This window comes from Mesorhizobium sp. 01N446, from assembly GCF_056399285.1.
Genome location: NZ_JBFTRA010000006.1, coordinates 287,907 through 313,105 on the forward strand (window position 1 = coordinate 287,907; position 25,199 = coordinate 313,105).

At 65.1% G+C, this 25,199-nt stretch carries 26 protein-coding genes; 5 read left to right on the forward strand and 21 right to left on the reverse strand.

Going from position 1 to position 25,199, the window contains the following annotated elements; translation table 11 throughout:
- Positions 1–110: 110 nt before the first annotated feature.
- Genes gspD through gspG form a run of 3 tightly spaced genes read left to right on the forward strand, consistent with a single transcriptional unit; the run spans position 111 to position 3,186 of the window.
- Positions 111–2,237 carry a type II secretion system secretin GspD gene (gspD, locus tag AC1DPX_RS23020; protein ID WP_477239741.1) on the forward strand — a complete coding sequence of 709 codons (2,127 nt, stop codon included), beginning with the start codon at positions 111–113 and terminating at the stop codon, positions 2,235–2,237.
- Between the two features lie 2 nt (positions 2,238–2,239).
- On the forward strand, positions 2,240–2,734 hold the full coding sequence (locus AC1DPX_RS23025; protein ID WP_477239742.1) for a prepilin peptidase: 495 nt from the start codon (positions 2,240–2,242) through the stop codon (positions 2,732–2,734).
- On the forward strand, positions 2,734–3,186 hold the full coding sequence (gspG, locus tag AC1DPX_RS23030; RefSeq protein WP_477239743.1) for a type II secretion system major pseudopilin GspG: 453 nt from the start codon (positions 2,734–2,736) through the stop codon (positions 3,184–3,186). Before AC1DPX_RS23025 ends, gspG begins: the two co-directional genes overlap by 1 nt.
- 21 nt (positions 3,187–3,207) lie before the next feature.
- On the opposite strand, the gene AC1DPX_RS23035 is transcribed toward gspG, so the two are convergent.
- The 11 genes from AC1DPX_RS23035 to AC1DPX_RS23085 all read right to left on the reverse strand — a co-directional run bounded on the left by AC1DPX_RS23035 (position 3,208) and on the right by AC1DPX_RS23085 (position 13,239).
- On the reverse strand, positions 3,208–3,825 hold the full coding sequence (locus tag AC1DPX_RS23035; RefSeq protein ID WP_477239744.1) for a PulJ/GspJ family protein: 618 nt from the start codon (positions 3,823–3,825) through the stop codon (positions 3,208–3,210).
- Positions 3,826–3,929: 104 nt separating this feature from the next.
- Positions 3,930–4,304, reverse strand: a complete 375-nt coding sequence (locus tag AC1DPX_RS23040) for a PulJ/GspJ family protein (protein ID WP_202355921.1) — start codon at positions 4,302–4,304, stop codon at positions 3,930–3,932.
- Entirely contained in the window at positions 4,286–4,759 is a 474-nt protein-coding gene (locus AC1DPX_RS23045) for a GspH/FimT family pseudopilin (RefSeq protein WP_477239745.1), read from the reverse strand. The genes AC1DPX_RS23040 and AC1DPX_RS23045 overlap by 19 nt, the downstream gene beginning before the upstream one ends.
- On the reverse strand, positions 4,756–5,973 hold the full coding sequence (locus tag AC1DPX_RS23050; RefSeq protein WP_202355923.1) for a type II secretion system F family protein: 1,218 nt from the start codon (positions 5,971–5,973) through the stop codon (positions 4,756–4,758). Before AC1DPX_RS23050 ends, AC1DPX_RS23045 begins: the two co-directional genes overlap by 4 nt.
- On the reverse strand, positions 5,973–7,616 hold the full coding sequence (locus tag AC1DPX_RS23055; protein WP_477239746.1) for a GspE/PulE family protein: 1,644 nt from the start codon (positions 7,614–7,616) through the stop codon (positions 5,973–5,975). The genes AC1DPX_RS23050 and AC1DPX_RS23055 overlap by 1 nt, the downstream gene beginning before the upstream one ends.
- Positions 7,613–8,533, reverse strand: coding sequence for a hypothetical protein (locus tag AC1DPX_RS23060; RefSeq protein ID WP_477239747.1), 921 nt, complete (start codon positions 8,531–8,533; stop codon positions 7,613–7,615). Before AC1DPX_RS23060 ends, AC1DPX_RS23055 begins: the two co-directional genes overlap by 4 nt.
- Positions 8,530–9,084 (reverse strand): hypothetical protein, encoded by a 555-nt coding sequence (locus AC1DPX_RS23065; RefSeq protein ID WP_477239748.1) that lies wholly within the window; start codon positions 9,082–9,084, stop codon positions 8,530–8,532. Before AC1DPX_RS23065 ends, AC1DPX_RS23060 begins: the two co-directional genes overlap by 4 nt.
- Positions 9,081–9,674: a type II secretion system protein GspM gene (gene gspM / locus AC1DPX_RS23070; RefSeq protein WP_477239749.1), complete on the reverse strand. Its 594-nt coding sequence runs from the start codon at positions 9,672–9,674 to the stop codon at positions 9,081–9,083. The genes AC1DPX_RS23065 and gspM overlap by 4 nt, the downstream gene beginning before the upstream one ends.
- A gap of 2 nt (positions 9,675–9,676) precedes the next feature.
- Complete coding sequence (locus AC1DPX_RS23075; RefSeq protein ID WP_477239750.1) at positions 9,677–10,726, reverse strand: PilN domain-containing protein; 1,050 nt, start codon at positions 10,724–10,726, stop codon at positions 9,677–9,679.
- 246 nt (positions 10,727–10,972) lie between these two features.
- Positions 10,973–12,100: a serine hydrolase domain-containing protein gene (locus AC1DPX_RS23080; RefSeq protein WP_477239751.1), complete on the reverse strand. Its 1,128-nt coding sequence runs from the start codon at positions 12,098–12,100 to the stop codon at positions 10,973–10,975.
- A gap of 98 nt (positions 12,101–12,198) precedes the next feature.
- Positions 12,199–13,239 (reverse strand): proline racemase family protein, encoded by a 1,041-nt coding sequence (locus AC1DPX_RS23085; RefSeq protein WP_477239752.1) that lies wholly within the window; start codon positions 13,237–13,239, stop codon positions 12,199–12,201.
- Between the two features lie 108 nt (positions 13,240–13,347).
- Here AC1DPX_RS23085 and AC1DPX_RS23090 point away from each other — a divergent pair, with 108 nt between their 5' ends.
- Entirely contained in the window at positions 13,348–14,310 is a 963-nt protein-coding gene (locus AC1DPX_RS23090) for a dihydrodipicolinate synthase family protein (RefSeq protein WP_477239753.1), read from the forward strand.
- A gap of 73 nt (positions 14,311–14,383) precedes the next feature.
- Here AC1DPX_RS23090 and pldH read toward each other — a convergent pair whose 3' ends face one another.
- The 7 genes from pldH to AC1DPX_RS23125 all read right to left on the reverse strand — a co-directional run bounded on the left by pldH (position 14,384) and on the right by AC1DPX_RS23125 (position 21,931).
- Positions 14,384–15,130: a pyridoxal 4-dehydrogenase, SDR-type gene (gene pldH / locus AC1DPX_RS23095; RefSeq protein WP_477239754.1), complete on the reverse strand. Its 747-nt coding sequence runs from the start codon at positions 15,128–15,130 to the stop codon at positions 14,384–14,386.
- 38 nt (positions 15,131–15,168) lie between these two features.
- Positions 15,169–16,347, reverse strand: a complete 1,179-nt coding sequence (gene ppaT / locus AC1DPX_RS23100; RefSeq protein ID WP_477239833.1) for a pyridoxamine--pyruvate transaminase — start codon at positions 16,345–16,347, stop codon at positions 15,169–15,171.
- Between the two features lie 25 nt (positions 16,348–16,372).
- Positions 16,373–17,179 carry a 4-pyridoxolactonase gene (gene pldA / locus AC1DPX_RS23105; protein ID WP_477239755.1) on the reverse strand — a complete coding sequence of 269 codons (807 nt, stop codon included), beginning with the start codon at positions 17,177–17,179 and terminating at the stop codon, positions 16,373–16,375.
- A 46-nt stretch (positions 17,180–17,225) separates the two neighbouring features.
- Positions 17,226–18,161 carry a putative B6 ABC transporter permease subunit 1 gene (locus AC1DPX_RS23110; protein ID WP_202355934.1) on the reverse strand — a complete coding sequence of 312 codons (936 nt, stop codon included), beginning with the start codon at positions 18,159–18,161 and terminating at the stop codon, positions 17,226–17,228.
- A 3-nt stretch (positions 18,162–18,164) separates the two neighbouring features.
- Positions 18,165–19,262, reverse strand: coding sequence for a putative B6 ABC transporter permease subunit 2 (locus AC1DPX_RS23115; RefSeq protein ID WP_477239756.1), 1,098 nt, complete (start codon positions 19,260–19,262; stop codon positions 18,165–18,167).
- Complete coding sequence (locus AC1DPX_RS23120; RefSeq protein ID WP_477239757.1) at positions 19,259–20,827, reverse strand: putative B6 ABC transporter ATP-binding protein; 1,569 nt, start codon at positions 20,825–20,827, stop codon at positions 19,259–19,261. Before AC1DPX_RS23120 ends, AC1DPX_RS23115 begins: the two co-directional genes overlap by 4 nt.
- Before the next feature lie 75 nt (positions 20,828–20,902).
- The gene (locus tag AC1DPX_RS23125) at positions 20,903–21,931 is read right to left on the reverse strand and encodes a putative B6 ABC transporter substrate-binding protein (RefSeq protein ID WP_477239758.1); all 1,029 of its coding nucleotides are present in this window, start codon (positions 21,929–21,931) and stop codon (positions 20,903–20,905) included.
- A gap of 101 nt (positions 21,932–22,032) precedes the next feature.
- Between AC1DPX_RS23125 and AC1DPX_RS23130 the strand changes: the two genes are divergently transcribed.
- The gene (locus tag AC1DPX_RS23130) at positions 22,033–22,458 is read left to right on the forward strand and encodes a hypothetical protein (RefSeq protein ID WP_477239759.1); all 426 of its coding nucleotides are present in this window, start codon (positions 22,033–22,035) and stop codon (positions 22,456–22,458) included.
- Positions 22,459–22,495: 37 nt separating this feature from the next.
- On the opposite strand, the gene AC1DPX_RS23135 is transcribed toward AC1DPX_RS23130, so the two are convergent.
- Genes AC1DPX_RS23135 through AC1DPX_RS23145 form a run of 3 tightly spaced genes read right to left on the reverse strand, consistent with a single transcriptional unit; the run spans position 22,496 to position 25,197 of the window.
- The gene (locus AC1DPX_RS23135) at positions 22,496–23,506 is read right to left on the reverse strand and encodes an ABC transporter substrate-binding protein (protein WP_477239760.1); all 1,011 of its coding nucleotides are present in this window, start codon (positions 23,504–23,506) and stop codon (positions 22,496–22,498) included.
- Positions 23,507–23,539: 33 nt separating this feature from the next.
- Positions 23,540–24,367: an ABC transporter permease gene (locus tag AC1DPX_RS23140; protein WP_477239761.1), complete on the reverse strand. Its 828-nt coding sequence runs from the start codon at positions 24,365–24,367 to the stop codon at positions 23,540–23,542.
- Positions 24,364–25,197 (reverse strand): ABC transporter ATP-binding protein, encoded by an 834-nt coding sequence (locus AC1DPX_RS23145; protein ID WP_477239762.1) that lies wholly within the window; start codon positions 25,195–25,197, stop codon positions 24,364–24,366. Before AC1DPX_RS23145 ends, AC1DPX_RS23140 begins: the two co-directional genes overlap by 4 nt.
- Between the last annotated feature and the right edge of the window lie 2 nt (positions 25,198–25,199).

Sequence of the window (25,199 nt, forward strand, 5' to 3'; positions counted from 1 at the left end):
TAACCCGCCCCCTCCCCCACCTACCCTGTGGATAGACCCCAAACACCGCCATCATTCCCGACATCGGCTTGCAAGAAGCCCTAGACTGAAGCCCCAGGGGAATCGGGTGGATGTCGAGCAAGCTGAGTCATTGCGTCGTGTTGTTCACGCTGCTGGCTGTTGCCGGCTGCACCTCCGCGCCGGGCAAGGACTTCTTCACCGAGACCATCGACAGCCTGCATGCCAAGAATTCGCCCCTGCGGGCGGGCTATACCGGGCCTGCCGCCGTCACTTCGGCGTCGGGCGCGGCGCAGCGCTTCAACGGCGCGCAATATCAGGGCACCGGCCAGTTCGTGTCGTCGGGGGCGCCGGTCACCAAGGTGACGGGCGACGGTTCCGGCAAGTTCGAGCTCAATCTGGTCAACGCGCCGATCGCCGACGCGGCCAAGGCAGTGCTGGGGGACGCGCTGCACCTCAACTACATCGTCGACCCGCGCGTGCAGGGTACCGTGACGCTGCAGACCTCGCAGCCGGTGTCGCAGGATGCGCTGGTCGACATCCTGCAATCGGCGCTGGCGGTGAATGCCGCCGGCATCACCAGCCGCGGCGGCACCTACCAGATCGTGCCGCTGTCCGAGATCATGGCCTCGACGCCGCCGGTCAGCGTGCCGTCGACCTCGCCGTCCGGGCCCGGCGTCAAGGTGCAGGTGCTGCAGCTGCAATTCATCGCCGCCGACGAGATGAAGACCATTCTCGAGCCGATCACCCGCCAGGGCTCGGTGCTGCGCGTCGATTCCACCCGCAACATCATCACCGTCGCCGGCAGCGACAGCGACCTCAACGCCATTCGGGAAGCGGTCTCGGTATTCGATGTCGACTGGATGCGCGGCATGTCGGTGGCGCTGCATCCCCTGAAGACCTCCAAGCCGGAAGCGGTCGCCGCCGAACTCGATTCGATCTTCGGCACCAAGGAGGGGCCAGGCGCCAAGCTCATCCAGTTCATCCCCAATGACCGGCTGAATTCGGTGCTGGTGATCACCTCGCGCCCGGCCTATCTGGCGCGCGCGGCGACCTGGATCAACAAGCTCGACAGGCTGGCCGAGACCAATGAAAGCCAGCTCTTCGTCTACCAGATCCAGAACCGGCCGGCCAAGGAGCTGGCAACGGTGTTGAGCTCGGTTCTCGGCACCGCGGTGAAGACCGAAGGCCAATCGGGCGGCTCGAACGTGTCGCCCGACCAAACGCCGATCGCCATGCAGTCGGACGGCGTCACGCCGGCGCCGCTGACCGGGCCCTCGCCCTCGCTGCCTCAGCAGGACAATGAGGCGCCCGCCCATGCCACTGTCGTCGCCGATGTCGAGAACAATGCGCTTTTGATCCAGACCACGGCGCGCGACTACCAGCGCATCGAGCAGATCCTGACCAAGGTGGACGTGCTGCCGACGCAAGTCATGCTGGAAGCGGTGATCGCCGAAGTCACGCTCAACGACGATTTGAAATACGGCCTGCGCTGGTTCTTCGAGAATGGCGGCACCAAGGTCTCCGTCACCGACCTGGCCAAGGCCGCCGCGGCCGCCACCCTGCCCGGCTTCAACTGGAGCTACGCAACCGACAACATCCAGGTGACGCTGAACGCGCTTTCCAAGGTCACCGACGTCAACGTCATTTCGGCGCCCACCATCATGGCGCTCAACAACCAGAAGGCGATCTTGCAGGTCGGCGACCAGGTGCCGATCCTGACCCAGCAATCGCAGGACACCGGCAACGGCAGCGCGCCGATCATCAACTCGGTCCAGATGAAGGATACCGGCGTCATCCTGACGGTGACGCCGCGCATCAACAATGCCGGCAGGGTCATGCTCGACATCCAGCAGGAGGTCAGCAACGTCACCAAGACGGACAGTTCCGATATCGACTCGCCAACCATCCAGCAGCGCAAGATCCAGACGCGCGTGCTGGTCAATGACGGCGAGAGCCTGGCGCTGGGCGGCCTCATCCAGCAGAACAACAATGTCGACCGCAGCCAGGTGCCGATCCTCGGCGACATCCCGATTCTCGGCAATGCGTTCAAGCAAAAAGACGATTCCATCAGGCGGACCGAATTGATTATCTTCATCCGGCCGCATGTCGTTCGTGATATCAATGAGGCCCGCGAGGTGACCGACGAATTCCGCGGCAAGATCAGCCTGCAGACGCCGATCCAGAAGCGGCGCGGCGGCACCAAGCTGCAGCAGGATTTGAAGAGGCTGGCGTATTGACGATGGCCACGCACCCCTCTCTCGTGCTTGCCGCCACGATCGCCCTGGCGGCCGTTCTCGCCGCCATTTCGATCACCGATTTCCGCCGGCAGATCATCCCGGACGGGCTCAACCTGGCGCTCGCCTGCATCGGCCTTCTCTATCAGCTGGCGGCGGACGCAAACGGTCTGCCGGTGCAGATCCTCTTCGCCGCCGCGACCTTCGCTGCTGCCTGGCTGCTGCGGCGCGGCCATTTCCTCATGACCGGACGCGTCGGTCTCGGCCTCGGCGACGTCAAGATGCTGGCGGCGGCCGCATGCTGGATCAGCCCGCTGCTCCTGCCGGTACTGCTGTTCATCGCCAGCGCCAGCGCTTTGCTGTTCGTCGGCGGACAGGTGGTCGCGACAGGGCCGGCGGCGGCACGGGCCCGCGTCGCCTTCGGTCCGTTCATCGCCATCGGCCTCGGCTCGAGCTGGGCGCTGGAACAATTTGCAGGTCTGGACATGGGACTGCTCTGATGATGCGCTTTCTTCAATTCTCCAAGAAACCGGGCCGCGACCGCGACGATCGCGAAAGCGGCTTCACCCTGGTCGAGCTTCTGGTCGTGCTCGCCATCATCGCACTGATCGCCACGCTGGCGGCGCCGCAAGTGCTGCGCTATCTCGGCGCGGCCAGGACCAATGCGGCCAAGGCGCAGATCCGCAACATCGAAAGCGCGCTCGAACTCTACTATGTCGACAATGCGAAATACCCGACCTCCGAAGAGGGGCTCAACGCCCTGGTCGCGCAGCCGGCCGGTGAAACGCGCTGGAACGGGCCTTATCTCAAGGGGACAACCGGCCTGAAGGATCCATGGGGCAGGCCCTACTCCTACGAAGTGAAGGCCGATGCCAGCGGTGTGGTCATCCGCAGCCTCGGCAAGGACGGCAAGCCCGACGGAACCGGCGAGGACCAGGACGTCACCAACTGACGGTGGTCGAAGAGCGCGCGCTCAATTCGTTCGAGGCGGTGCGGTGCCGGCCAGATCGAGGCGGGCAAGACCCCGCGATGAATAGGCCGCGCCATCGCGCACCACCGAGAGAGTGAAGCGCACGGCGGCGGGCAGCCGCCGCGGCGCATTCCAGCCCGGCAGCCACGATGGCGGTGCCAGCGCGTTGTCGAGATATTCGAATTTCATGGCGCTCACGCCGCCGATCAGCCGTACCGGTTCGCTCGAGACCGATGCGCCGGGTTTGCTGCCGCGCCGCGTTTTCTGGACGATGGCCAGGGCGGCACCGGCCTGGCCACCATCGGCAAGCGAAACCACGATTTCGCGCAATGCGGAGGATTTGAAACCGATCGCCTGAACGGCATTGAACTCGATGAGGGCACCATCGCCGCTGAGATAGAGCACCTGGTCCGGCGACGATTTCGACAGCGGCAAGGGCTCGGCGTGGCTGATCGCCGTCTCGAGGAAGCGCGATGCGGCGTCGACCTCCATCTGGAACTCGGTCGCCTTTTCGATGCGCATCATCGTTCGGGCCTGGCCGAGAAAGACCATCATCAGCGATGTGATGACGCCGATCAGCGCCAGCCCCACCAGCACATCGATGAGCGCAAAACCCGCCACCGATGCCGGGGATTCCGGATGCGCATTGCTGCCTGACGAAGCCGCGCCTGCAAGACGGCGGCGAACGGCGCGGACCCTCCGCCGGACGCGGGAGAGCAGCCAACTCATGGCGCGGCCGGGCCTTGCGCCGGTACAAAGGTCAGGAACGGCCCGCTTGGAAACGCCCCGCCCGGCTTCTCGATGAGAACGGCGGTCACCTTCGCTTTGGCGACATCTATCGTGCGGGTCTTCAGGGTCCAGCCGGGTTGCGCGGCGGTTTGTACCCGGGCCTCGTAGTCGGCCAGCATCATTCGAACCGTTCGGGCCGCTTCGACCTGGCGTTTGGCCGCGGCAATGCTGCGGCTGGCCAGCACGATCGACTGGCTGGCGATGCCCAGCACCAGCGCCAGGATCGTCATGGCGACGATCATCTCCAGGATCGAGAAGCCGGCTTCGGACGAGGATTGGGGCGCCGGCGCCGTCATGGCAGGGTTCGCCATGTCGGGAGCCCTGTCAGCCAGTTGACCGCGATGCGCGCGGTCCGTCCCTTTTGCTGCAGCGCGATGTCCATGCCGGAAGCGCGGCCGTCAGGAAGGAAGGTCAGCAGCGTCTGCCGGTCGGCGACTACAGTCTCCTGGCCGGTGATGACGGTCATCTTGACATCGTCCGGCAAGGCCAGGCTGTCCCGTTCGCCGAAGCGGATGAGACGGTTGCCCAGATCGACAACGACCTGCGTCGGCCGGGCGGTGGCGATCGCCGATGTGCGCGACAGGCGCAACCGCATGGTGATCTCGCCGGCCACCGTCTCCAGGCTCTTGGTGCGATAGTGGCTGACCAGCCCCGGCGCGGCGATGGCCGCGACAAGCGCCATGATCGCCAGCACCACCAGCATCTCGACCAGGGTGAACCCCGCCGTTGCGTGTGCCTGTGTGTCGACTCCGCGAGCGGCGGTCATTGTAGCGCCAGATCGTTGATGCTGAGGATCGTGGTCATCACCGAAATGACCAGGCTGCCGACGAGAAAGCCGAGCGAAATGGTCAGCGCCGGCGTCAGCAGTTTCAGCACGGTGTCGATCCGCCGCGCCAGCGTCAGCTGAAGCATCCTGGCGGCGCGATCCAGCACCACGGGAAGCGCATTGGCCTCCTCGCCAAGGGAGACCAGCGACATTGTCGCGTGGTCGAATATCCCTGCCTTGACGATCGCGCCGTGCAGGCGCGCGCCATTGGCGACATTGTCTTCGATCGATGCGAAGCTCGCCGCCAGTGAACTCTGCCTGGAAACATTGGCGGCAAGGCCAAGCGCCTCGGTCATCGCCACGCCATTGCCGAGCAGCAGCGCAAGCGTTTCAAGATAGCGCGCGATCACCGCGTCCCTGACCAGCCCGCCGATCAGCGGGACCTTCAACAGCCCATGCGAAAGCTGTCTTCTGGCGCCTGCGGAACGGGACACCAGGAGATAGCACAGCAGGCCGAGCACCGCCGCCAGCGGGAAAACGAAGGGGTAGTCGCGGAACACCGTGCCGAAGGCGGAAAGCATGGTCATGGTGAAGGGCTTCGGAGCGGATGAGCCCTCGAAGATCGGCTCCAGTGCCGGCACCAGAACCGTTGCCAGAATGACCAACGCCCCGCTCATGACCAGGAGCAGGAAGGCCGGATAGGCCAGCGCCTCGATGATCGCGGCGCGGCGCTTGGCCGTCGCTTCGAACGTGTCCGCCAGCCGCTGGCAGATATAGGCCATCTTGCCGCTGCGCTCGCCGCTGGCAAGCAAAGCGGCCACATCCGGCGTGATGCCCGGCAGAGCGGCGAAGGCTTCGGCGATCGGCCGGCCGCCGGTCGTGAGGTCAAGCACCGATTGCAGTTGCTGGCGCCGCTGCCGGTTGGCTTCGCCGGAAATGACCGCGCCCAAGGCGCGGTCGACCGTGAAGCCGGCGTTCAGGAGAACCGAAAGCTCGGAGAACAAGCGGCTGAGGTCGACCTTGCGGGTCAGCGTCAGCGCGCTGCGCCCCGGCAGGCGAAGCTGCGGCCTTTCGCTGTTCACGGGCGCAAGATGATAGGATCGGCGACCCTGCTGCGCCAATTTCCGCGCTGCGTCCTGTTTGGTCGACGCATCGAGAACGCCGGCTTCCGTCGAGCCGTCGGCCAGGTAGGCGCGATAGGCGAACGCCGGCATCAGTCACCTCCCGCCAGATCGATGACACGGCGGACCTCGTCCATGGTGGTGACCTGCGACCGGGCAAGGGCGGTCGCGTGGGCCGACATCGGCACGAGGTCGTCCTCGGCGGCAATGCGGCCGATCTCCATTTCGCCGGCGCCCTGGTCGATGAGTTCGGCGATCCGCGGCGACACTTGCAGCATTTCATAGGTTACCGTGCGGCCGCTGTAGCCGGAGCCGTTGCAGGTGCGGCAGGCAGGGCCAGTCTGCTCCGCGCCCCGGCAGGTCGGGCAGATACGGCGCAACAGCCGCTGCGCGATGACGCCGCGGATCGTCGCGCCAAGCAGATAGCCATCGATGCCCATGTCGCGAAGGCGCGTCAGCGCGCCCGCGGCACTGTTGGTGTGCAGTGTCGAGAACACGAGGTGGCCGGTGAGCGCCGCCTGGACCGCGACCTGCGCCGTCTCGCGGTCGCGGATTTCGCCGAGCAGGATGATGTCGGGATCCTGGCGAAGGATCGAGCGCAGGGCTGCGGCGAAGTCGAGGTCGATCGCCGGATTGACCTGCAGCTGGGTGATGCCGGCCATGCGGTATTCGACCGGATCCTCGACCGTGAAAATCTTGACGTCCGGCCGCGAGCGCTCGGCCAGGATGGAATAGAGCGTCGTGGTCTTGCCGCTGCCGGTCGGCCCGGTGATCAGCACGATGCCGTTGGCCGATTGCGACATGTTGCGGATCTTGGCCTGCGCGGCGCCATCGAAGCCGAGCTTCTCCAGCTTCAGTTCGACGCCGGCGCGATCGAGAATGCGCAGCACGATGGCCTCGCCGTGAATGGACGGAATGACCGAGACGCGCAGGTCGACATCCCTGCCGCGCACGGCAATGCGCATGCGTCCGTCCTGCGGCAGGCGCCGTTCGGCGATGTTGAGACGCGACAGGATCTTGATGCGGGTCGAGATGCCGGACAGCATCGCGATCGACGCGGTGTCGACGGTGGACAGCATGCCATCATGCCTGAAACGGATGCGGACATGGTCCTCAAGCGGCTCGATGTGGATGTCGGTGGCTCTCGCATCGACCGCCTTGTGGATGGTCTCGGCGACGAAGCGCACGATCGGCGCCTCACGGGCAAAATCCTTTAAGCGCTCGAGGTCGTCGGGGCCGAAATCCAGGGTTTCGCCACTACCGCCGCCGTTCGAAACGGCAGCCAGCGCCGATTGCTCGATGCGGTCGATGCACTCGGCAATCATGCGCCTTGGCAAGATGCGTAGCGCCAGGGTCCGCTCATAGTGGAAGGCCAGTGCATCGATGGTGGCCGAGGAGAAAGGATCGGCCACGGCGACGACCAGCCGCTCGGCGTCCATCTGCAGCGGCAGGATGGCGTTCTCCTTGAGATACGCCAGTGGCACGCTTGCCAGCATTTCGGGGCTGACCTGCTCGGGGATCTCGACCGGCGTCGGCGCTTCGAGATAGCGGCTGAGGCTGCTGGCCAGATCCTGCTCGCCGATCAGCCCGAGTTCGGTCATCACCGTATCGAACGGGTGCCCCGATGTTCGCGATGCCCCCAACGCACGTTGAGCGGCATGCGCGGTCAGCACTTTCTCACCCTCGAGAAAGGCGAGAAACGCCTCGATCCCCTTCGTCTGGGCGGAAGCGTTCATGAATTCAACCCCCCAAGGAGCCGCGCCGCCTCGGTGCCGAAAAGCACCTCGCAGCCGGCGGTGCCGGCGACTGGCGGCAATGCCCCGGCTTCGGCGACCGGGCTGCGGGAGACGCGGGAGAACGCCGCGCCTGTCGGAGATTTTTCGATGATGAACCCGGCCTCGCCCGCAATCCCGGAGCCGTCCCGTCTCACCACCACGTCGACCGTGTAGGCAGATGCATCGGCCAGCGCCTGAACCACCGAAGCGCTGGAGCCGCTTGCAAGGGCGGCGCGCAGCCGGCTCGGCGCGCGATCGGCGCTGACCGTGCCACGCTTCGAGTTGACCGTGAAAACGCCGTTCAAGGCCCGCAGCGGTATCGACGCAAGTGCCGGAAACTCCTGCAGCTCGGACACCGATTCGAACGGCGCCTGCTTGTCCTCGGGCGGCCCGACGGCGCTTCTCGACCGCGGCAGGTCGGCGAACAGCTTGGCGCTGTCGCGAAACCGGATCGTGGCCTTGGCCAGTTCGGCCGATGTCTGCTGCTCGAAGCCGAGCGCCGCAAAGCCAAGCCCCAGCAGGCTGTCATCGGCGGCATTGAGATCGATCAGCCCGCCATGATCCTGGACGCGCACAGCGAAGCTCAACTCTCCCGAGCGGCATGATGCCGGTGTGGAATCCAGCGGAAATTTTTGCCCATCGGAGGCGCCGGTCAATGCACTCGCGACCACATTGCCGAGGCCTTCGGCAAGCAGCGACAGGCGCTCCTGCTCGACCTCGCTGTTGGCGATCATCAGCCGCGTCTTGGCCGTCACGGCGAAGGGGACGACGATCGCCGAGACGATCAGCATGAACACCAGCACGGCGACCAGCGAAAAGCCGGAGCTCGCGCTTTCGTCCGCTGCACTTGCGCTGTCATGAGGGGCGCGGTCGCTCATAGTTCCGGGGCATTCGGGGTTGGCGCGACATTTTTCCAGGGCGGATAAAGCGGTATGCGCGCCACCTTGCCGTCGCGCTCCAGCACGGCCTGATCCTTGTCGATCGCCGACACCGTCCAGCCGTCGACGGTCTCGCCATTGCCATACCAAACCGCGCTCTCGCTGCCGGCGACACGCAGCAACGCCTTCGCGGCACCGCCGTGAATGCTGATGCCCAGCAGCGATGGCGCGACGGCCGGTGCGGCTTCGGGTGGTGGCGGTGGCGCCTGTTTTACCGGCGCGACCGCAACCTCGACTGGCGGCGGCGGGGCGACTGGCGGCGGCACGAATTTTCGGCGTGTCGGCGTGAACAGCGGACGCTGGAACGTCTCGCTGAAATCGCCAGCCTCGGGAAACTCCAGCGATCCCGCCACTGAAGTCGGCCCGCCATCATGCCCCTTGCCGGAGGCGACGGGCGTGATGTCGACGGGGGTATCGTAGAGCGCGACATTGACCAAAGCGAGGGCCGCGATCACAGCCGCGATCGCGAGGCCTGCGAATTTCCCGGTCATGGCTTGGCCCCGGCCGGCGCCATCTGCGTCTGCAGCGGCCCGTAAAACAGGATCTCGGCGAAAAGCTCGGGATCGCCGGTCCGTCCCGCGGCCGGCCCGACATTGGTGGTGCGCAAGGTGGCCTCGCGGATGAACAGCACCGGCAGCGACGTCTCGATGGCGAGAATGGCGTTGTGGATGCCTTCCAGCGGTCCCGAAAGGTTGGCCTGCAGCCCGATGAAATCGACACCGGCTTCGCTGAGCACCGGTGCATTGCCGGCAGACAGCACACTCACCCCATTGGCGGCGGCAATCGCGTTCAGCCGGGTCTGCAACCCGCCTCGGATGACCGCCTCGCTGCCGCCGGTGAGAAATTCGGGATTGGCAGCCGCCTCCGGACTGGCAGCGCTGTCGAGGCGCTTTGCCAGGGCGGCCACGCTCTGCAGCTGGCCGAGAAGCTCGCGCTTTTCCTCGATCCCGGCCTGCGCGGACGCGACGCTGTCGAACGCCGCGAACACCACCCAGGCAAGCACGCAGGCCGTGACCGCGGCGATCGCCAGCGCGATCAGGCGGCGGATCGTCGGCCTCATGTTGAGGATGGCGGAGAGCATCGTCAGAGCGCTCCGATCTTGGCCGAAATGGTGAAGTGCTCGCCGTCCTGACCGGGAACCTTGACCACCGGCGAGGCGAATTCAGGCGCCGAAAACAGCGGCGAGGCGTCGATCGGCTGGATCAGTTCGGCGGCCGAGGTGGAGAAGCCTGATATGGTCAGGTCGTCGCCCTTGGCCGAGAGATCGGTCAGCCAGGCCGTGTCGGGCAGCAGATGCGTCAGCTCGGCCCAGACGCGCACCAGCGACGCCGTCGTCTTCTTTTCCTGACGGATCTTTTCGATCCGCTCGATGCCGGCCTGGCGCTTCTGCAGCGAGGCGCGCGCCGCCTTGGCCAGCACCTGCGCATCGGCGATCTGCGTGTCCAGTTCGGCCTCGGCCTGCCAGGCGCGCCAATGCGCATGCGCGAAGGTCACCAGCACGGCGCCGGCCAGCACCGACAGAGCCGCAATCCAGGCAGTCCTGGCAAGCCGGTCACGCGCCGTCGGCGGCCAGATGGCGGCGAGGCTGAGCGGATCGGCGCGCAGCGTTCCGGCCGGCCGCGACAGCGCCAGGCAGCGGACCGAGCCGCCGGCGCGCCGGACCGCGTCCAGCACGGCGGCAAGCGTCTTGGACTTGACGACGTGGTAGGCGCTGTCCTGTTCCGCCGTCGCGGCGAAGACGATATGCACCTGCGCCGGGTCGATCGGCGTTGCGGCCAGAAGGTCGAGTTCGGCCATGTCGCGCGCCTGCCGAACCGGCAGACGCCGCGCCGCGAGCTGCCGGGTCAGGAACAGGCCGGGCTGGACCGCGATATCGAAGCTCGGCCGCCGGCGCCGGGACCCGCCCTGCAGCAGCGCCAGGATCTCGTCGGAGGAAGCCGTCAGCGCCAGCGGGATCGACTGGAACTCCGGCGCCTTGGCCTCGCGCACACGAATGCCGTCATCCGCCAAGCTGACGATCCAGTCGCTGGTGGCGGCTTGCCCTTTCCCGGGGACGACCCGCGCCCAGACCCCTCGCAGCTCATCGAGCCACCAGTCGAAAAAATCCAGAACCTGCGCGTTGAGTGTCGCCACAATCAACCACCCGCCACCCGGCTGATTCTCAACCGGGGTTTTCAAATTGAGACTACTACAGATGGTAGCGTGATGCGGATATTCGCGAAGGCGCGCGACAGGGATTAGCCACAGCTTTTGTTGGAGAGCCAGGAGATAGCGAGAGCTACGCGTCTCGAACGACCCGAAGGCGGCAAGCCGACGGTGCGGACCAGGATCACTTTTCGCTCCGGCGTGCAGTGTCCCGGCTGGCCTTCGCCCACTCAGTCAGAGCGAGTCGTAAACGGCGTCGATCAACACCTTGCGGCGTGGGTCCATGTCGTCAAAACCCAGCATGCGGTTGGTGACGTAGCCGAAACCGACGCCGGCGCCGGGATCGGCGAAACCGATGGCGCCGCCCCAGCCGGTGTGGCCGAAGGTTTGCGGCGACGCGCGGTCAGCATAGACCGGATCCTCCATCTGATAGCCGGCGGCGAAGGCCGTTGGAACCGCGAAGCTTTCATCCATGCCGCGAAAGCGCGGATGCGTTGCTTCCTCTATCGCCGCGCGGCTGATCAGAGCCTTGCCCTCCCAGACACCGCCGGCCGCCATCATGCCGTAGATGCGTGCCAGTGCATGCGCCGTCGACTGGCCATTGCCGCCCGGCACCTCGGCGGCGCGCCAGGCGCGGTCGTTGGGGGCCAATGCACGGGGCGCCGGATTGTCGCCCGCATGGGGAAATGGCGAGGCGCGGACGTCGTCGACCCAGTCCGAAGCGCCAGGGCCCTCGATCGTCTCGGCGACCCTGGAATCCTCGCGGTCCGGCAGGCCGACATGAAAGTCGGCTCCAAGCGGGCCAGCGATCTCTTCGGCGATGAAGCGGCCGATGCTTCGCCCGTCGACCCGGCGCAGCACCTCGCCGGCAAGGTGGCCATAGGTAAGCGCGTGATAGATGCAGCGGCTGCCGGGCTCCCAGAGTGGCGACATGGCCGCGAGCGCGTGGACGAAGGGCGTCCACGCGAACATGCCCGCTTCGTCCATCGGCACGGCAAGACCATTCAGCCCGGCCTGGTGCGACATCACCTGGTCAAGCGTGATGTTTTGCTTGCCGCCAGCCGCGAATTCCGGCCAATAGCGGGCAATGGGTGCGGCATAATCCAGTTTGCCGCGCTCCACCAACATTGCGATCGCCAGCGCCACGACGCCCTTGGTGCAGGACCAGACATTGATCAGCGTGTCCTGCCGCCACGGACGGGTTCGCGCGGCATCCGCATGACCGCCCCACAGGTCAACGACAGTCCTGCCGTGGACGACGACGGACACGCCGCCGCCATGCTCCAACCCTTGGGCGAAACACTCGGCGAAAGCTTGGCGAACGGCGGCAAAGCGCGGATCGCAGATACCATCTATGTTCATGGATGAAATTCTCACCAGATGCGGACCGACGTATGCCGCCATTGGCACCATTCTGGCTCGGCGGGAACCCACCAGTCCAGCGAATTGCCGGCTCCGGCCTACTGTTTCACCGAGGTGGAAGTGCCCCACGTATCCGACAGCACGTAGCCCTGGGGATAGGGATCGGTCGGGTCGAGATAGTAGCTGTGCTCGCCGGTAATCCATGCCCGGCCCGTGATCTCCGGAACGATGGCCTTGCGCCCGGCAATTTCCGTCAGTTTCACGATCCTGCCGGTGAAGCGCGAGCCGATGATCGATTCATGGATCAACACATCGCCAACGCCCATCAAGCCGCGCGCCTGCAGCACGGCCATGCGGGCCGATGTGCCGGTTCCGGTCGGGCTGCGGTCGGAGCGTCCCGGCGAGACGATGCAGGTGTTGCGCGTGACATTGCCCGGCCCCTGGAACGGCATGGCGAACTGCACGATCGACACGCCGCGCACATGGTCGAATTCCGGATGGACGACATCGAGCTGCTCGCGCGCGGCCCGTCTGATCTTCTCGCCGGCCACCGCCAGCTCGCGCGCCTCGTCGGGGGCGACCGAGAAGCCGAGCGCCTTGGCATCGACAATGGCGTAGAACATGCCGCCATAGGCGATGTCGACGATGAGCGTTCCAAGCCCTTCAACCTCGATTTTGGCATCGAGGCGGTCAACAAAGGCCGGCGCGTTGCGCAGGGTGATCGAGACGCATTTGCCGTCGCGGCATTCGGCGCGCACCTCGATGACGCCGCCCGGCATGTCGAGCTTGAAGCGCGTCTCGGGCTCCTGCATCGGCACCATGCCGGTCTCCAGCAGCACGGTGGCGACGCAGATCGTGTTGGAGCCGGACATTGGCGGGTATTCCGTCGGCTCCATGATGATGGCGCCGGCGACGCAATCCTCGCGCGTCGAGGGAACCAGAAGGTTGACGTGGCGCGCGACGCTGCCCCGCGGCTCGCAGATCAGCATGCGCCTGATATGGTCGTGATCACGTTCCATCGTGATCATCTTGTCCATCATCGTGCGGCCCGCCGGCGGCAGCACGCCGCCGATGATGACGTCGCCGACCTCGCCCTCGGCATGGCAGCCGACGACATGAATGCTGGTTTTGCTGCGCATTGCTGTTCCTGCGTTGGTCCCTGGCGGCCACGACTATTTTGCTTGGCAAGCCGTGCTGCTTCGGGACAAACTGATCAATCCGCGTGCCAGCCTCAAGGAGAATCCGAAATGACCCCTAATGTTTTTTCCGGCTGCATGCCGGCGTTGATGACCCCGTGCACGCAGGACCGCCAGCCTGACTTCGACGCGCTGGTGCGCAAGGGACGCGAGCTAATCGCGGCCGGCATGTCGGCCGTCGTCTATTGCGGCTCGATGGGCGACTGGCCGCTCCTGACCGACGAGCAGCGCATGGAAGGTGTCGAGCGCCTGGTGAAGGCCGGCGTGCCGGTGATCGTGGGAACCGGCGCGGTCAACACCGCCAAGGCCGTGGCGCATGCCGCTCACGCCCAGAAGGTCGGCGCCCGGGGCCTGATGGTGATCCCGCGTGTTTTGTCGCGCGGGCCCTCGGTGACGGCGCAACGCCATCATTTCAAGGCAATCCTTGCCGCCGCGCCCGACTTGCCGGCGGTCATCTACAACAGCCCCTATTACGGCTTTGCCACGCGCGCGGACCTGTTCTTCGCGCTGCGCGCCGAACACCCCAACCTGGTCGGCTTCAAGGAGTTCGGCGGACCGTCGGATCTGCGCTACGCAGCGGAAAACATCACCAGCCGCGACGATGAGGTGGCCCTGATGATCGGCGTCGACACCGCCGTCTTCCACGGTTTCGTCAATTGCGGTGCGTCCGGTGCCATCACCGGCATCGGCAACGTCCTGCCGAAGGAGGTGCTGCACCTTGTGGGCTTGAGCCAGGCGGCAGCCAAGGGCGACGTCGAGGCCCGCCAGCGCGCGCTGGAGCTGGACGCCGCGCTCGCCGTGTTGTCCTCGTTCGACGAAGGTCCCGACCTGGTGCTCTATTTCAAGCACATGATGGTGCTGAAGGGCGCTCCCGAATACAAGCTGCACTTCAACGAGACGGACGCCCTGACCGACAGCCAGCGCGGCTATGCCGAGGCGCAGCTCAAATTGTTCGACAGCTGGTATGCCCAGTGGTCGAGACAACCCGGCGTGATTGCAAGGTCTGCCGCCTGACCCGGCAAGTGCGATCAGGCGGCTATGATACGGCCGCTGGTCGCATTGCGGGGCTGAGCAGTCGCTCTCCGACTTAGTGCCTGACCATCCCGGCATCGACATTCAGCGTCTGGCCGGTGATCCAGCGCGCATCGTCGGAGGCCAGGAACGAAACCACATCGGCGATATGCTCGGGCTGGCCCTTGCCCTTCATCGCCTGCAGCATCTCGACAAAGCCGAACGCCTCGTTATGCGGGCTCGCCTTGACGCCATCGCTCTCGATCAGGCCGGGCGTCACAGCATTGGCCGTGATGTTGTATTTGCCGAGTTCGGTGGCCAGCGCCCGGGTGAAGCCGATGACGCCGCCCTTGGCCGCGACATAGGCCGCCATGTTCGGCGTGCCGGCAAAGAAGGTGTTGGAGGCAATGCTGATCACCCGCCCGGCCTTGCCCGCCGCACGCATCTGGTCCGTGCCGGCGCGGCTGACAATGAAGGTGCCGGTCAGATTGACGTCGACGATCTTGCGCCAATGGTCGAGATCGACGTCGTCCCAGGCGACGAACGGCACGATGCTGGCATTGTTGACCAGAATATCGATGCCTCCGGTCAGCGCCAGGATTTCGGCGAAGAGTGCCTTGACCGAGGCCGGATCGGAAATGTCGGCGGCGATCGCCCTCGCCTTTCCGCCGATCGCCGCGGCGGCAGTCTTGGCGCCTTCGGCGTTGATGTCGCTGACGATGACGGTCGCCCCGTCGGCGGCAAGCCGCGCCGCGATCGCCTTGCCGATACCCTGTGCGGCGCCCGTCACCAGGGCCGTCTTTCCCGCAAGCCGTTCAGTCATGAAAATGCTCCCTCAATCCGTGATCTGGTGATGTCGGTTCAGGCGTCGGCATCGATAACGGCCAGCGCCGCCTCGATGCCTTTGCCGATCGTTAGTTTCTGACCGGCCGCGTTCATGGCGCCGCCAAGCGCCATGAGTGCGGCGATCGCATAGATCGGCTGGGCGGTCGGCCCCATATGGCCGATGCGCGTCAGCCTCCCCAATGTCTCCCCGCGCCCCGACGAAAACACCACGCCGTAGCGGGCGCGCGCGGCCTGGCGAAGCGCCTGCTCGTCGACACCTTCGGGGGTGCGGACGGCGGTGGTGGTCGGCGACGCGATGCTGTCGCTGGCGGCCCAGATCGACAGGCCCATCGCGGTGACGCCCGCGCGCATGGCCTTGGCGGTGAGCGCGTGGCGCGCCCACACCGCCTCCGGCCCCTCATTGAGATAGAGGTCGAGCGCGACGTCGAGCCCGTTGATTTCCGAGACCGACGGCGTGAACGGAAACGGCTTGTCCCTCGACCAGGCATTTTCCCAGTCGACGATGCTCAGCATCGACGACCGCGGCGCCAGGGGGTTGGCCTTCATCTTGGCCCAGGCCCGCTCGCTGACGCCCATCATGGTGAGGCCGGGAGGGGCGCCCAGGCATTTGTTTGGGCCGGTGACATAGATATCGGCCTTGCAGTCGTCTGGATGCGTCTTCATGCCGCCAAAGGAAGAGACGGCATCGACGATCAGGTAGCCACCATGCGCCGAGATCAGCGTGCCGATCGCGTCGATCGGATTGATGGTGCCCGACGGCGTGTCGTGATGACAGACCGACACGATGGTGATCTCCGGATGCGCCTTGAGCATGTCGGCGACCGCCTGTGGTTCGATCGCCTCGTTATAGGGGACCTCGATCTCCAGCAGATGCGGCGAATACCGTTTCGCCCAGAAGCCAAAGCCCTTGCCGTAGACGCCGGAGGCAAGGTTGAGCACGACATCGTCTGGCGTGATCAGCGACGCTGCCGCCGCCTCGAGGCCGAGCACCGGCTCGCCATGCAGGATGACCGGCTTGTTCGACAGGCGCATCGCCTTCTGCGCCTTGTCGACCACACCCTCGTAGAAGAGCTGGAATGCTGGATCGTAATCGTAGAGCACCGTTCGGCCGAGGCCGCGCAGGACTTCTGGATAGGCATTCACCGGCCCCGCGGTCAGGGTGATGACGGGATCGGCGTGTTCGGGATAGCGCATCATCTTGTCTCCGGATTGGCGGCGGTCAGCCGTAGAATTGCGTGCCGGTCCTGTAGGTCTTGAAGTTGTCCATGTCGTGCGAGTACATCAGCTCGGCGCCATGGTCCTCGGCGAGCTTCCTCACCTTGCGCATCGAATTGACGCCCGCCACCGGATCGATGTGGAAAGCCGCCTGGCACAGCGTCTCAAGGCTCTTCTGGGTGTAGGCGGCGTCGATGGTGAACAGGATCGGCTTGCGCTTGGGGAACTCGACCAGCAGGCTGTAGTGGCCGATCGAATGGCCTGGTGTCGAGATCAGCTTTACGCCCTTGGCGAGATCGACGTCGCCGTCGATGCCCTCGAAGGTCGAGTTGGCGCGCGTCGTGCCTTCCAGCAGTTGCGCGGTGGCGCCACGCGCTTCGGCGGCCTCCACCGAGAAGCTCAGGTCGGAATAGCCGAGATGCTCGAAAGGCTGCGGATCGCAGGCCTGCGGCACTTCCGAGCGATGGCAAATCTTCTTGGCGTGCGGAAAATACTTGTTGCCGCCGCAATGGTCGAAGTGGAAATGCGAATTGACGACGACGTCGATATCCTTGGGCTCGAGCCCGAGCAGGCCAAGCGCGCCAGGGATGGTCTGGTGTTTTTCCTGAATCGGCTTTTCGAAGGGCAGCACCTTCATGACATGATCGTAGTCGTAGCCGGTGTCGATGAGGAAACGGCCCTCGGCATGCTCGATCAGGATCGAATAGACGGGGAAGCGCACTTCGCCGCCAGGGCCGCGGTTCCAGAACACATGGTAGCCGTCGAGAACGAGCGAGCCGCCGTCGAGCAGGTAGACCTTGGTATCAGACATTCTTGCCTCCTTTTTTGACGCGGGTCCCATCCGCGCATGATTGTTGTCAGCGCGCGCCGCGCTCGTATGGAATGCCAAGTGCCGCCGGCAGGCTGGCGCGCCGGCCGAACAGCACCAGCATGATCATCACCGCCAGGAACGGCAGCATCTGGATGATGTCGGTCGGTATGTTGATGCCGGCCACCTGCATGGCCGTCGTCAGCGACAGGCAGACGCCGAACAGCAGGGCGCCGAACAGCACCCAGACCGGACGGCCGCGCGCCAGCATGGCCAGCACGATGCCAAGGAAACCGGCGCCGTTGGTGATGAATGGAATGAACAGGCCCGCCCCGACATTGGCGAGATAGGCGCCGCCAAGCCCGGCCAACGCGCCGGTCGTCAGCACCGCGATGGTCCGGGTCCTGATGACGTCGATACCCGCGACGTCGAGCGCGGCCGGCTTGTCGCCCGCAGCCTGCAGATTGAGGCCAAGCTGCGTGCGCCGGTAGAGGTAGCCCATGGCGAACACCAGCGCGACCGCCAGATAGACGATCAGATGATGCTTGAAGAAGGCCGGCCCGATGACAGGAATATCCGACAGCAGCGGAATGACGGTGGCTTCCGCCGCCGGCAGACGGGGATAGCTGCGCGAGAACTGAAAATGATGAAGCAGCGCCGTCAGGCCTTCGAGACCGAGCGTCAGCGCGATGCCGATGACGATCTGGTTCAGCCCGATGCGCACGCAAAGCAGCGCCATGACCAGCGCCACGGCGACGCCGCCGGCGGCACCGGTGAGGAAGCCGAGCCACAGCGATCCGGAATAGAAGGCGCCGACGAAACCGAGATAGGCGCCGGCCAGCATCATGCCTTCGATGCCGATGTTGAGCACGCCGGCTTTTTCCGACATCTGCTCGCCTAGGCCGGCAAGCAGCAGCGGGATGGCCGCGGTGACGGCCCCGAACAGCAACGCGCTGAGAAAGACTTCGCTGAAGAGCCCGGTCATGCCCTAAGCCTTTCTCGACTGGTTGTAGCGATGGTCGACATATTCGGCGAGCGCCAGCACGATCAGCACGATGGAGACCAGAACCAGCGTGAAATGATTGGGCACGCCGAGCCGCCGGGCCGCGCTCTCCCCGCCGATCGACAGCACCGAGAGCAGGAACACGAAGCCGATGGCCGCAAAGCCATTCATGCGGGCGAGAAACACCGCGGGAATCACGGCAAGTCCGTAGGCGGGGTTCCAGTCGGCGCGGACATTGCCCTGCACGCCGATGATGTCGACGGCGCCGGCAAGGCCGGCAAGCCCCGCTGAAATGGCGAAGACAGCGACGGTCAGGCCGGGCACGCCCAGGCCCGAATGGATCGCCGCGCGCGGATTGGCGCCGACGATCCGCAGCTTCAGCCCGAACGCCGTGCGCGTCATCACCAGATGCACGATGATGATCGCCGCCAGCCCAAGCAGCAGGCCGCTGGTGATGGTCGTTTCGAACAGGCGCGGCAGCCGGTCTTCCACCGGCAGCGTGCGCGTCTGCGGCACGGTCGTGCCGGGATCGCGAAACATGAGCTTGACCAGCACGTTGGCGAGCGAAGTGCCGAGGAACGTCATCATCAGCGTGGTGATGATCTCGTTGACACCCTGATAGGCACGCAGCAGAGCCGGTACCAGCGACCAGATCATCGCCACGACCATGGCGATGAGGAACGAGCAGATGAGCGCCAGCCAAGCCGGCAATATCTCCACCAACACCGGAGCGCTGGCGGCCGCCGTCACCGCACCGAGCAGGAACTGGCCGTCGCCGCCGAGATTCCACATGCCGGCGCGAAAGGCGACGATCAGGCCGGCGGCAAGAAACAGCAGCGGCGCCATCCGCGTCAACGTTTGCTGGATACCGAGCGGCGAGAACAGTCCTTTCTCCAGCACGAAGCCGTAATAGGCGAGCGGGTCGACGCCGACGGCAAGCAGGATGCAGCCGGCGATGACGAGAGCGATGAGGATCGGGCCGAGCGTCATCAGCAGCCGGTGCAGGATGTCGCGGCGCGTCGTCGCCGCGCTCGTGGCATCGAGCGCGGTGGCACTGGCCGTGGGTGCGGTGTCGATGCTCATGCGGCAAGTCCGATCATCAGGCGGCCGATCCTGGTGCGGGCGTCGTCGGTGTTCTCGACGGTGCCGACCAGCGCTCCATTGGCGATGACGGCAACACGGTCGCACATGCTCAGCAACTCCTCGAGGTCGGTGGAGATGAGCAGCACGGCGAGGCCGCGGGCCGCCGTATCGCGGATGCGTTGGCGTGACGCCAAAGTGTTGGCGAGATCGAGCCCATAGGTCGGTTTGTTGAAAATCACCACCTTGGCACCCTCCGCCAGTTCTCGTGCCAGCAGCACCTTCTGGATGTTGCCGCCGGACAGCCGGGCGACCGGCGTCTTCAGGCTTGGCGTGCGCACGTCGTATTCACGCACGAGCTCTGCCGCGCGCCTGTCGATCTCGCCGCGCTGCTCGACGCCGTGGCGCCAGAACGGGGCCGCGCCAACCTGCTTGAGGAAGAAGTTGATCGATACCGGGAAGGTGCCGACAGTGCCTTCGCCCAGCCGGTCATCGGTCAGGTAGCGCAGACCGCGGCGGCGGCGTTCGCCGACGCTCAGCGCCTCGATGGGAATGCCCTCCAGCCGCACTGAACCGCCGGTCGCCGCGCGTTGGCCGGCCAGCGCTTCCGCCAGTTGCTTCTGGCCGTTGCCGTCGATACCGGCGATGCCCAGGATCTCGCCCGGGCGGATGTCGAAGGAGATCGACGAGAGGCCGGGCGCATTGTCCGTCGGCGCGACCGCCAGATCCGCGACCTGAAGCAGCGGCGCCGCATCGGCCTGGACTGTACGGACCGGACGCTCGACAGCTTCCGGATCGTCTTTCCGCTTGCCGAACATCAATTCCACGATCTCAGAGATGATCGCCTGCTCACCCAGTGCGCGAAACCGCTCGGGTGGAATCTCGCCGACCTTGCGGCCGAGCTTCAGCACCGAGATGCGGTCGCCGAAGGCTGCCGCCTCCTTGAGCTTGTGGGTGATGAAGACGATCGCCAGGCCCTGCTCGACAAGGCGGCGCATCAGCGCGCCCAGTTCATCGATGCCTTTCGGTGTCAGCATGGAGGTGGATTCGTCGAGGATCAGCAGCCGGCTGTTGCGCACCATGGCGCGCAGGATTTCGACCTGCTGCTGCTCACCCAGCGAAAGCTCCGAAACCTTGACATGCAGCTTCACCGTGATGCCGAGGCTGCGGGTGATCTCGGCGACGCGCGCCTCAAGCTCCTCGGTCCGGGGGCGTTGCCACCACGGTCCGCCAAGCAAAAGGTTTTCCGCCACCGTCAGCGTCGGCACCAGCATCATGTGCTGGAACACAGTGCCGATGCCCAGCGCCAGTGCATGGCGCGGCGAGGTGATCGGCTTTGGTTTGCCGTCGACCAGTATGCGTCCTTCGTCCGGCTGCTGCAGGCCCGACAGCATGCCGATCAATGTCGATTTTCCAGCACCGTTCTCGCCGAGCAGAACATGCACCTCGCCGGGGCGGATCGACAGGTCGACGCTGTCATTGGCGACGATGCCGGGAAAGCGTTTGGTCACGGCTTCAAGCGCGACAATGTCGCGCCCGACAACGGACGATGATGAAGAACTGCTCATGAATGCCTGCGCCAAAAATGGTTATCAGCCGGAGGGGTGAACGGATCACCCCTCCGGCAGCCGACCGCGATCGCCTTACTGGGCGACGCTGGTCATCAATGCCCTGACGGCGGCCGCGTCATAGACCGGATCGACCTTGATCTTGCCGGAAATGACGTCCTCGCGCAGCGCCTGGATTTCCGTCCAGACCTTGTCCGGAATGGCAGCGGTTTTCAGCAGCTTCACCGAGTCGTCCTTGAGGCCGATCGTGTAGTGTTTGGTGCCGAACGTGTCGGCCTTGAGGTCGGCGATCATCGCCGCATAGACAGGCTCGATGTTCCACACCACCGACGACAGCAGGAAGCCCTTGTCGATCGGCGATTTGTCGCCGATGACGTCGATGAAATAGACCTTGCCGCCATCCGCTGCCTTGGTCGTTTCGACCGCCTGCAGCATACCGAAGCTCGAACCGTTGCCCTGGCCGAAGATGATGTCGGCGCCCGACGCGATCACGCTCTCGGTGACGCGCTTGCCGCCGGCCGCGTCGCTGTAGGCGGCCGGGCCGATCACCGCATAGGTGATCTTGACGTCCGGGTTCTCCGCCTTCACGCCTTGCGCGAAAGCCGCCGACTGCGAATTCCACGATGGCGGTTCGCCCGAGACGACGATGCCGACCGACTTGGAACGCGACATCTTGGCGGCGAGACGGCCAGCGAGATAGGCACCCTGGTGGCCGCTCAGCGTGTAGTCGGCGACGAGGCCCTTCTCCAGGCCGTTCGGCGTGTCGACGATCGCCACCGGAACCTTCAGTTCCTTTGCGATTTCAGGCGCCGAGGTGTTGTAACCGCTGGCATGGGCGATCAGCAGGCTGGCGCCGTCGGATGCAAGCTCGCGCAAGGTCGGGCGAACATCGCCGTAGCCGAGGCCCTGGGCCACGACCACTTCGACGCCGGCGGCCTTGCCCGCCGCCTTGGCGGCGTCGATGCCTTGCTGGTTCCAGCCGTAGTCGGTGCCTTCTTCGGGGGTCAGAATGGCGATCGACTTGACTTCGCCGGCAAGCGCGCCACCCAACAAGACACTGCTCAGTATAATTGCACTGACACTGCTCTTAAGAATCTTTAACATGTTACCCTCTCTGTTTGATTTCCCAATCAATATTCTTATTGTTATTGCGCAGAAGCGAGATAGACTGCCCGATGAAAATCTACCCATGGAGATCGGGCAAAGTGAAGATTCGTTATGTCCTTCCGGTGATGCTGGCGTTCACACCCTTCGCCAACGCGGTCGAGTTGCACCATGTCATCGTCCGCAAGGGCACCGACGGGCTTGCCATGGTGCCGTTGACGATTTCGAATGCGGGCAATGAAGGGCTGTCCTGCAATGCCGACTTCGCCCACTGGTATTCGGCAGGGATCGCGACGGTCGAGCCGGGCAAGAGCGCCCGCGTCGAGCTCTGGTTCGACCGAAAGAGCGGCACGTTCACGATCCTCAACGACAAGCGCGAGAACCTGCCGGTCGAGCGGCTGTGGTGCGGCCTGTCGGGCCGCGCATATGCCACACGGGTGCAGATCACGCTCGACCGCACTGACGCGGCCAAGGGAGCGCGCGCCGTGTCCTGCGGCGTGGAGCAGGACCGGCTGGCATGCCGATAGGTGCTCATCGATCCGTTGGCCCGCGACATGGCGCGACCTACTCCTTGGCTAGGAATTTGTCGGTGAAGACGTCGTCCGCCGACAGGGCCGCCTTGAGCACGCCCTGATCGGTGAGCGTCTTCAGCGTTTCCTCCCACTGCGTCTTCGTCATCCAGCCAAGGCCGTGTTCCTTGGTGTCCGGGCTGGTGAAGGTCGACGCGATGTCGGCGTTGATCTGCGCCAGCAGCACATCCTTCTTGTCGGCATAGCCGGGTGCGGCCTTGGCGGTGATCTCGGCGGCCTCTTCGGGGTGCGCCACGACATAGTCGAAGGCCTCCCTGTATGCCTTTACGAAGCGGGCGACGATTTCGGGCTTGTCCTTGATCATTGTCTGCGAGGTGAACAGGCCGGAGCCATAGGCCTTCCAACCATGATCCGAGCCCATCATGATGCTGAGCGAACCGGGACCGCCCGCCTTGGCCTCCAGTTCGGGGACCTCGGCGTCGACATAGCCGACCACCGTCTGGACCCGGCCCAGAAGCAGATAGCTTTCATAGGGCGGCGAGACGCTGTTCAGCGTCATGTCCTTCTCAGTCAAGCCATTGGCCGCCAGGAAGCCCTTGAAGAAGATGTAGGTCGAACCGGCCGGGTGAATGCCGATGGTGAGACCCTTGAGATCCGCCGGCTTGGCGAGCTTCATCGTCTTCGCCAGCGAGATGATCGCCAGCGGCGAGTGCTGGTTGACCGCGGCAAGCGCCACCACCGGGACATTCTGCGACCGCGCGACGGCGAGCGTGGGAAGGTCGCCGAATCCGAAATCCGCGTTGCCATTGCCCACCAGCCGCATGGCGTCCGGCGAGCCGGAGCCCTTGCGGATTTCGGCGACGTCGATGTCGTTCTTGGCGAAGAAGCCCTTTTCCTTGCCGACGAAGAACATGGCGTGGTTGCCGCGCACCACCCAGTCGAGCTGGACGTTGACCTTGTCCGCCGCCAGGGCCGCGCCCGAGAAGCCGAGTGTCCCGACACACGCCGCAAGCGCGGCTGCCTTGATGAGTGAGCGTCTGAGCATTTTTGTTCCCTTTTTCATTGGTTGAGAGCGGACCTAGGACTGGCTGAATTTCGGCGCCCACGGCACCACGATGCGTTCGAGAATTTCGGCCGCGTAGTAGAAGGCGATGCCCAGCACCGAAACGAGGAGCAGGGCCGCGAAGACCAGCGCGGTGTCGAGCTGGGTCGAGGCGAACTGGATGACGTAGCCGAGCCCATCCGAGGCGCCGGCGAATTCGCCGACGATGGCGCCGATGACGCTGAGCGTCGCGGCGATCTTGGTGCCTGCCATCAGGTTGGGCAGCGAATGCGGAACGCGAATCCTGAACAGGATCTGCGTCGAGCTGGCGCCGACCGAATTCATCAGCGACAGCAGCGAGCGATCGACCGACTGCATGCCCGCCAGCATCGACAAGGTCACCGGGAAGAAGGCGATGACCAGGATCAGGCCGATCTTGGGCGCAAGCCCGTAGCCGAACCAGAGGATGAAGATCGGCGCCAGCGCCACCTTGGGCACGTTCTGGAACAGCACCACCAGCGGATAGAGCGCTCGCCCCAGCCAGTCGAAGCGCACGATGACCAGCGCAATGGCAATGCCAACCACGACGGAGACAAGGAAGCCAAACAGGATCTCGCCCGCCGTCACCAGCGTCGCCTGCATCAGCGTTCCCCATTGCGCGACCAGCGATTGCGCGATCTCGGACGGGGCGGGAATGATGAAGGCGGATATGGCGAAAATCCGCACCACGGCTTCCCACACGACGATCGTCACCAACAGAAGGATGACCGCCGGAAGCCAGCTGCCTGTCGCCGCCCCCCAGGTCGAGGCAAAGCGCGACTCAGGCCGCGACTCGGAGAAATTGGTGAAGGGTTGATCGCTCATGACGCGCCTCCCGGTTGGTGGCTGGCGCGCAGCATGGTGCGCAGTTGAACCACCAGCCTGACGAACTCCGGATCTTCCGTGACCGACAGGTCGCGCGGATACGGCAGGCCAATGTCGAGGCTCTCGGTGATGCGCCCAGGCTTGATCCCCAGCACGTGGACATGGCGCGACAGGTGAATGGCCTCGTCTATCGAATGGGTGACGAGGACGATGGTCTTGCCGGTGCGCTGCCAGATCTCCAGCAACGACTGGCCCATCGCATCGCGGGTGATGGCGTCGAGCGCGCCGAACGGCTCGTCCATCAAAAGCACCGCCGGATCGAGCGCCAGGGCCCGCGCGATGGCGACGCGCTGGCGCATGCCGCCTGACAATTCATGGGGGCGCTTGTGGGCGCTGTCGCCCAGCCCCACCAGTTTCAGCATCTGCTGGCCGCGCGCCCGCAACTCAGCGCGCGAGAGCGACTTGTCGGCAATGCCAAGCAGCATCGAGGCGTTGTCGACGGCGTTCTTCCAGGGAAGCAAATTGGCGTCCTGGAAGACGAGGCCGATCATGCGCTTGCGCGCCGCCTCGACCGGCGAAAGCCCGGCAATCGAAACGCTGCCGCTCGTCGGATTGACAAGTCCGGCCAGGACCTTGAGCAAAGTGCTCTTGCCACAACCGGACGGGCCAATAAGCGAGACAAACGACCCTTTCGGCACCGAAAGATCGATATTCTGCAGAACCAGCTGCTTGGCCATGACCACCGAAACGCCCTTGGCGGAAATCAGATCGTCATCGTGGCGGATATGGGCTGGCCGACCACCTGCTGCTCGAATGGGTTCCATGCGCACGG

Excerpts from the sequence above, each read along its gene's own strand:
- gspM (WP_477239749.1), bottom strand. The coding sequence starts at position 9,674 with ATGCTCTCCGCCATCCTCAACATGAGGCCGACGATCCGCCGCCTGATC.
- pldH (WP_477239754.1), bottom strand. The coding sequence starts at position 15,130 with ATGACTGAACGGCTTGCGGGAAAGACGGCCCTGGTGACGGGCGCCGCA.
- AC1DPX_RS23120 (WP_477239757.1), bottom strand. The coding sequence starts at position 20,827 with ATGAGCAGTTCTTCATCATCGTCCGTTGTCGGGCGCGACATTGTCGCG.
- AC1DPX_RS23050 (WP_202355923.1), bottom strand. The coding sequence starts at position 5,973 with ATGCCGGCGTTCGCCTATCGCGCCTACCTGGCCGACGGCTCGACGGAA.
- gspD (WP_477239741.1), top strand. The coding sequence starts at position 111 with ATGTCGAGCAAGCTGAGTCATTGCGTCGTGTTGTTCACGCTGCTGGCT.
- AC1DPX_RS23065 (WP_477239748.1), bottom strand. The coding sequence starts at position 9,084 with ATGACCGGGAAATTCGCAGGCCTCGCGATCGCGGCTGTGATCGCGGCC.
- AC1DPX_RS23110 (WP_202355934.1), bottom strand. The coding sequence starts at position 18,161 with ATGACCGGGCTCTTCAGCGAAGTCTTTCTCAGCGCGTTGCTGTTCGGG.
- AC1DPX_RS23025 (WP_477239742.1), top strand. The coding sequence starts at position 2,240 with ATGGCCACGCACCCCTCTCTCGTGCTTGCCGCCACGATCGCCCTGGCG.
- AC1DPX_RS23060 (WP_477239747.1), bottom strand. The coding sequence starts at position 8,533 with ATGAGCGACCGCGCCCCTCATGACAGCGCAAGTGCAGCGGACGAAAGC.
- AC1DPX_RS23080 (WP_477239751.1), bottom strand. The coding sequence starts at position 12,100 with ATGAACATAGATGGTATCTGCGATCCGCGCTTTGCCGCCGTTCGCCAA.
- gspG (WP_477239743.1), top strand. The coding sequence starts at position 2,734 with ATGATGCGCTTTCTTCAATTCTCCAAGAAACCGGGCCGCGACCGCGAC.
- AC1DPX_RS23140 (WP_477239761.1), bottom strand. The coding sequence starts at position 24,367 with ATGAGCGATCAACCCTTCACCAATTTCTCCGAGTCGCGGCCTGAGTCG.
- AC1DPX_RS23045 (WP_477239745.1), bottom strand. The coding sequence starts at position 4,759 with ATGACCGCCGCTCGCGGAGTCGACACACAGGCACACGCAACGGCGGGG.
- AC1DPX_RS23055 (WP_477239746.1), bottom strand. The coding sequence starts at position 7,616 with ATGAACGCTTCCGCCCAGACGAAGGGGATCGAGGCGTTTCTCGCCTTT.
- pldA (WP_477239755.1), bottom strand. The coding sequence starts at position 17,179 with ATGTCTGATACCAAGGTCTACCTGCTCGACGGCGGCTCGCTCGTTCTC.
- AC1DPX_RS23125 (WP_477239758.1), bottom strand. The coding sequence starts at position 21,931 with ATGTTAAAGATTCTTAAGAGCAGTGTCAGTGCAATTATACTGAGCAGT.
- AC1DPX_RS23090 (WP_477239753.1), top strand. The coding sequence starts at position 13,348 with ATGACCCCTAATGTTTTTTCCGGCTGCATGCCGGCGTTGATGACCCCG.
- AC1DPX_RS23040 (WP_202355921.1), bottom strand. The coding sequence starts at position 4,304 with ATGGCGAACCCTGCCATGACGGCGCCGGCGCCCCAATCCTCGTCCGAA.
- ppaT (WP_477239833.1), bottom strand. The coding sequence starts at position 16,347 with ATGCGCTATCCCGAACACGCCGATCCCGTCATCACCCTGACCGCGGGG.
- AC1DPX_RS23135 (WP_477239760.1), bottom strand. The coding sequence starts at position 23,506 with ATGCTCAGACGCTCACTCATCAAGGCAGCCGCGCTTGCGGCGTGTGTC.
- AC1DPX_RS23085 (WP_477239752.1), bottom strand. The coding sequence starts at position 13,239 with ATGCGCAGCAAAACCAGCATTCATGTCGTCGGCTGCCATGCCGAGGGC.
- AC1DPX_RS23115 (WP_477239756.1), bottom strand. The coding sequence starts at position 19,262 with ATGAGCATCGACACCGCACCCACGGCCAGTGCCACCGCGCTCGATGCC.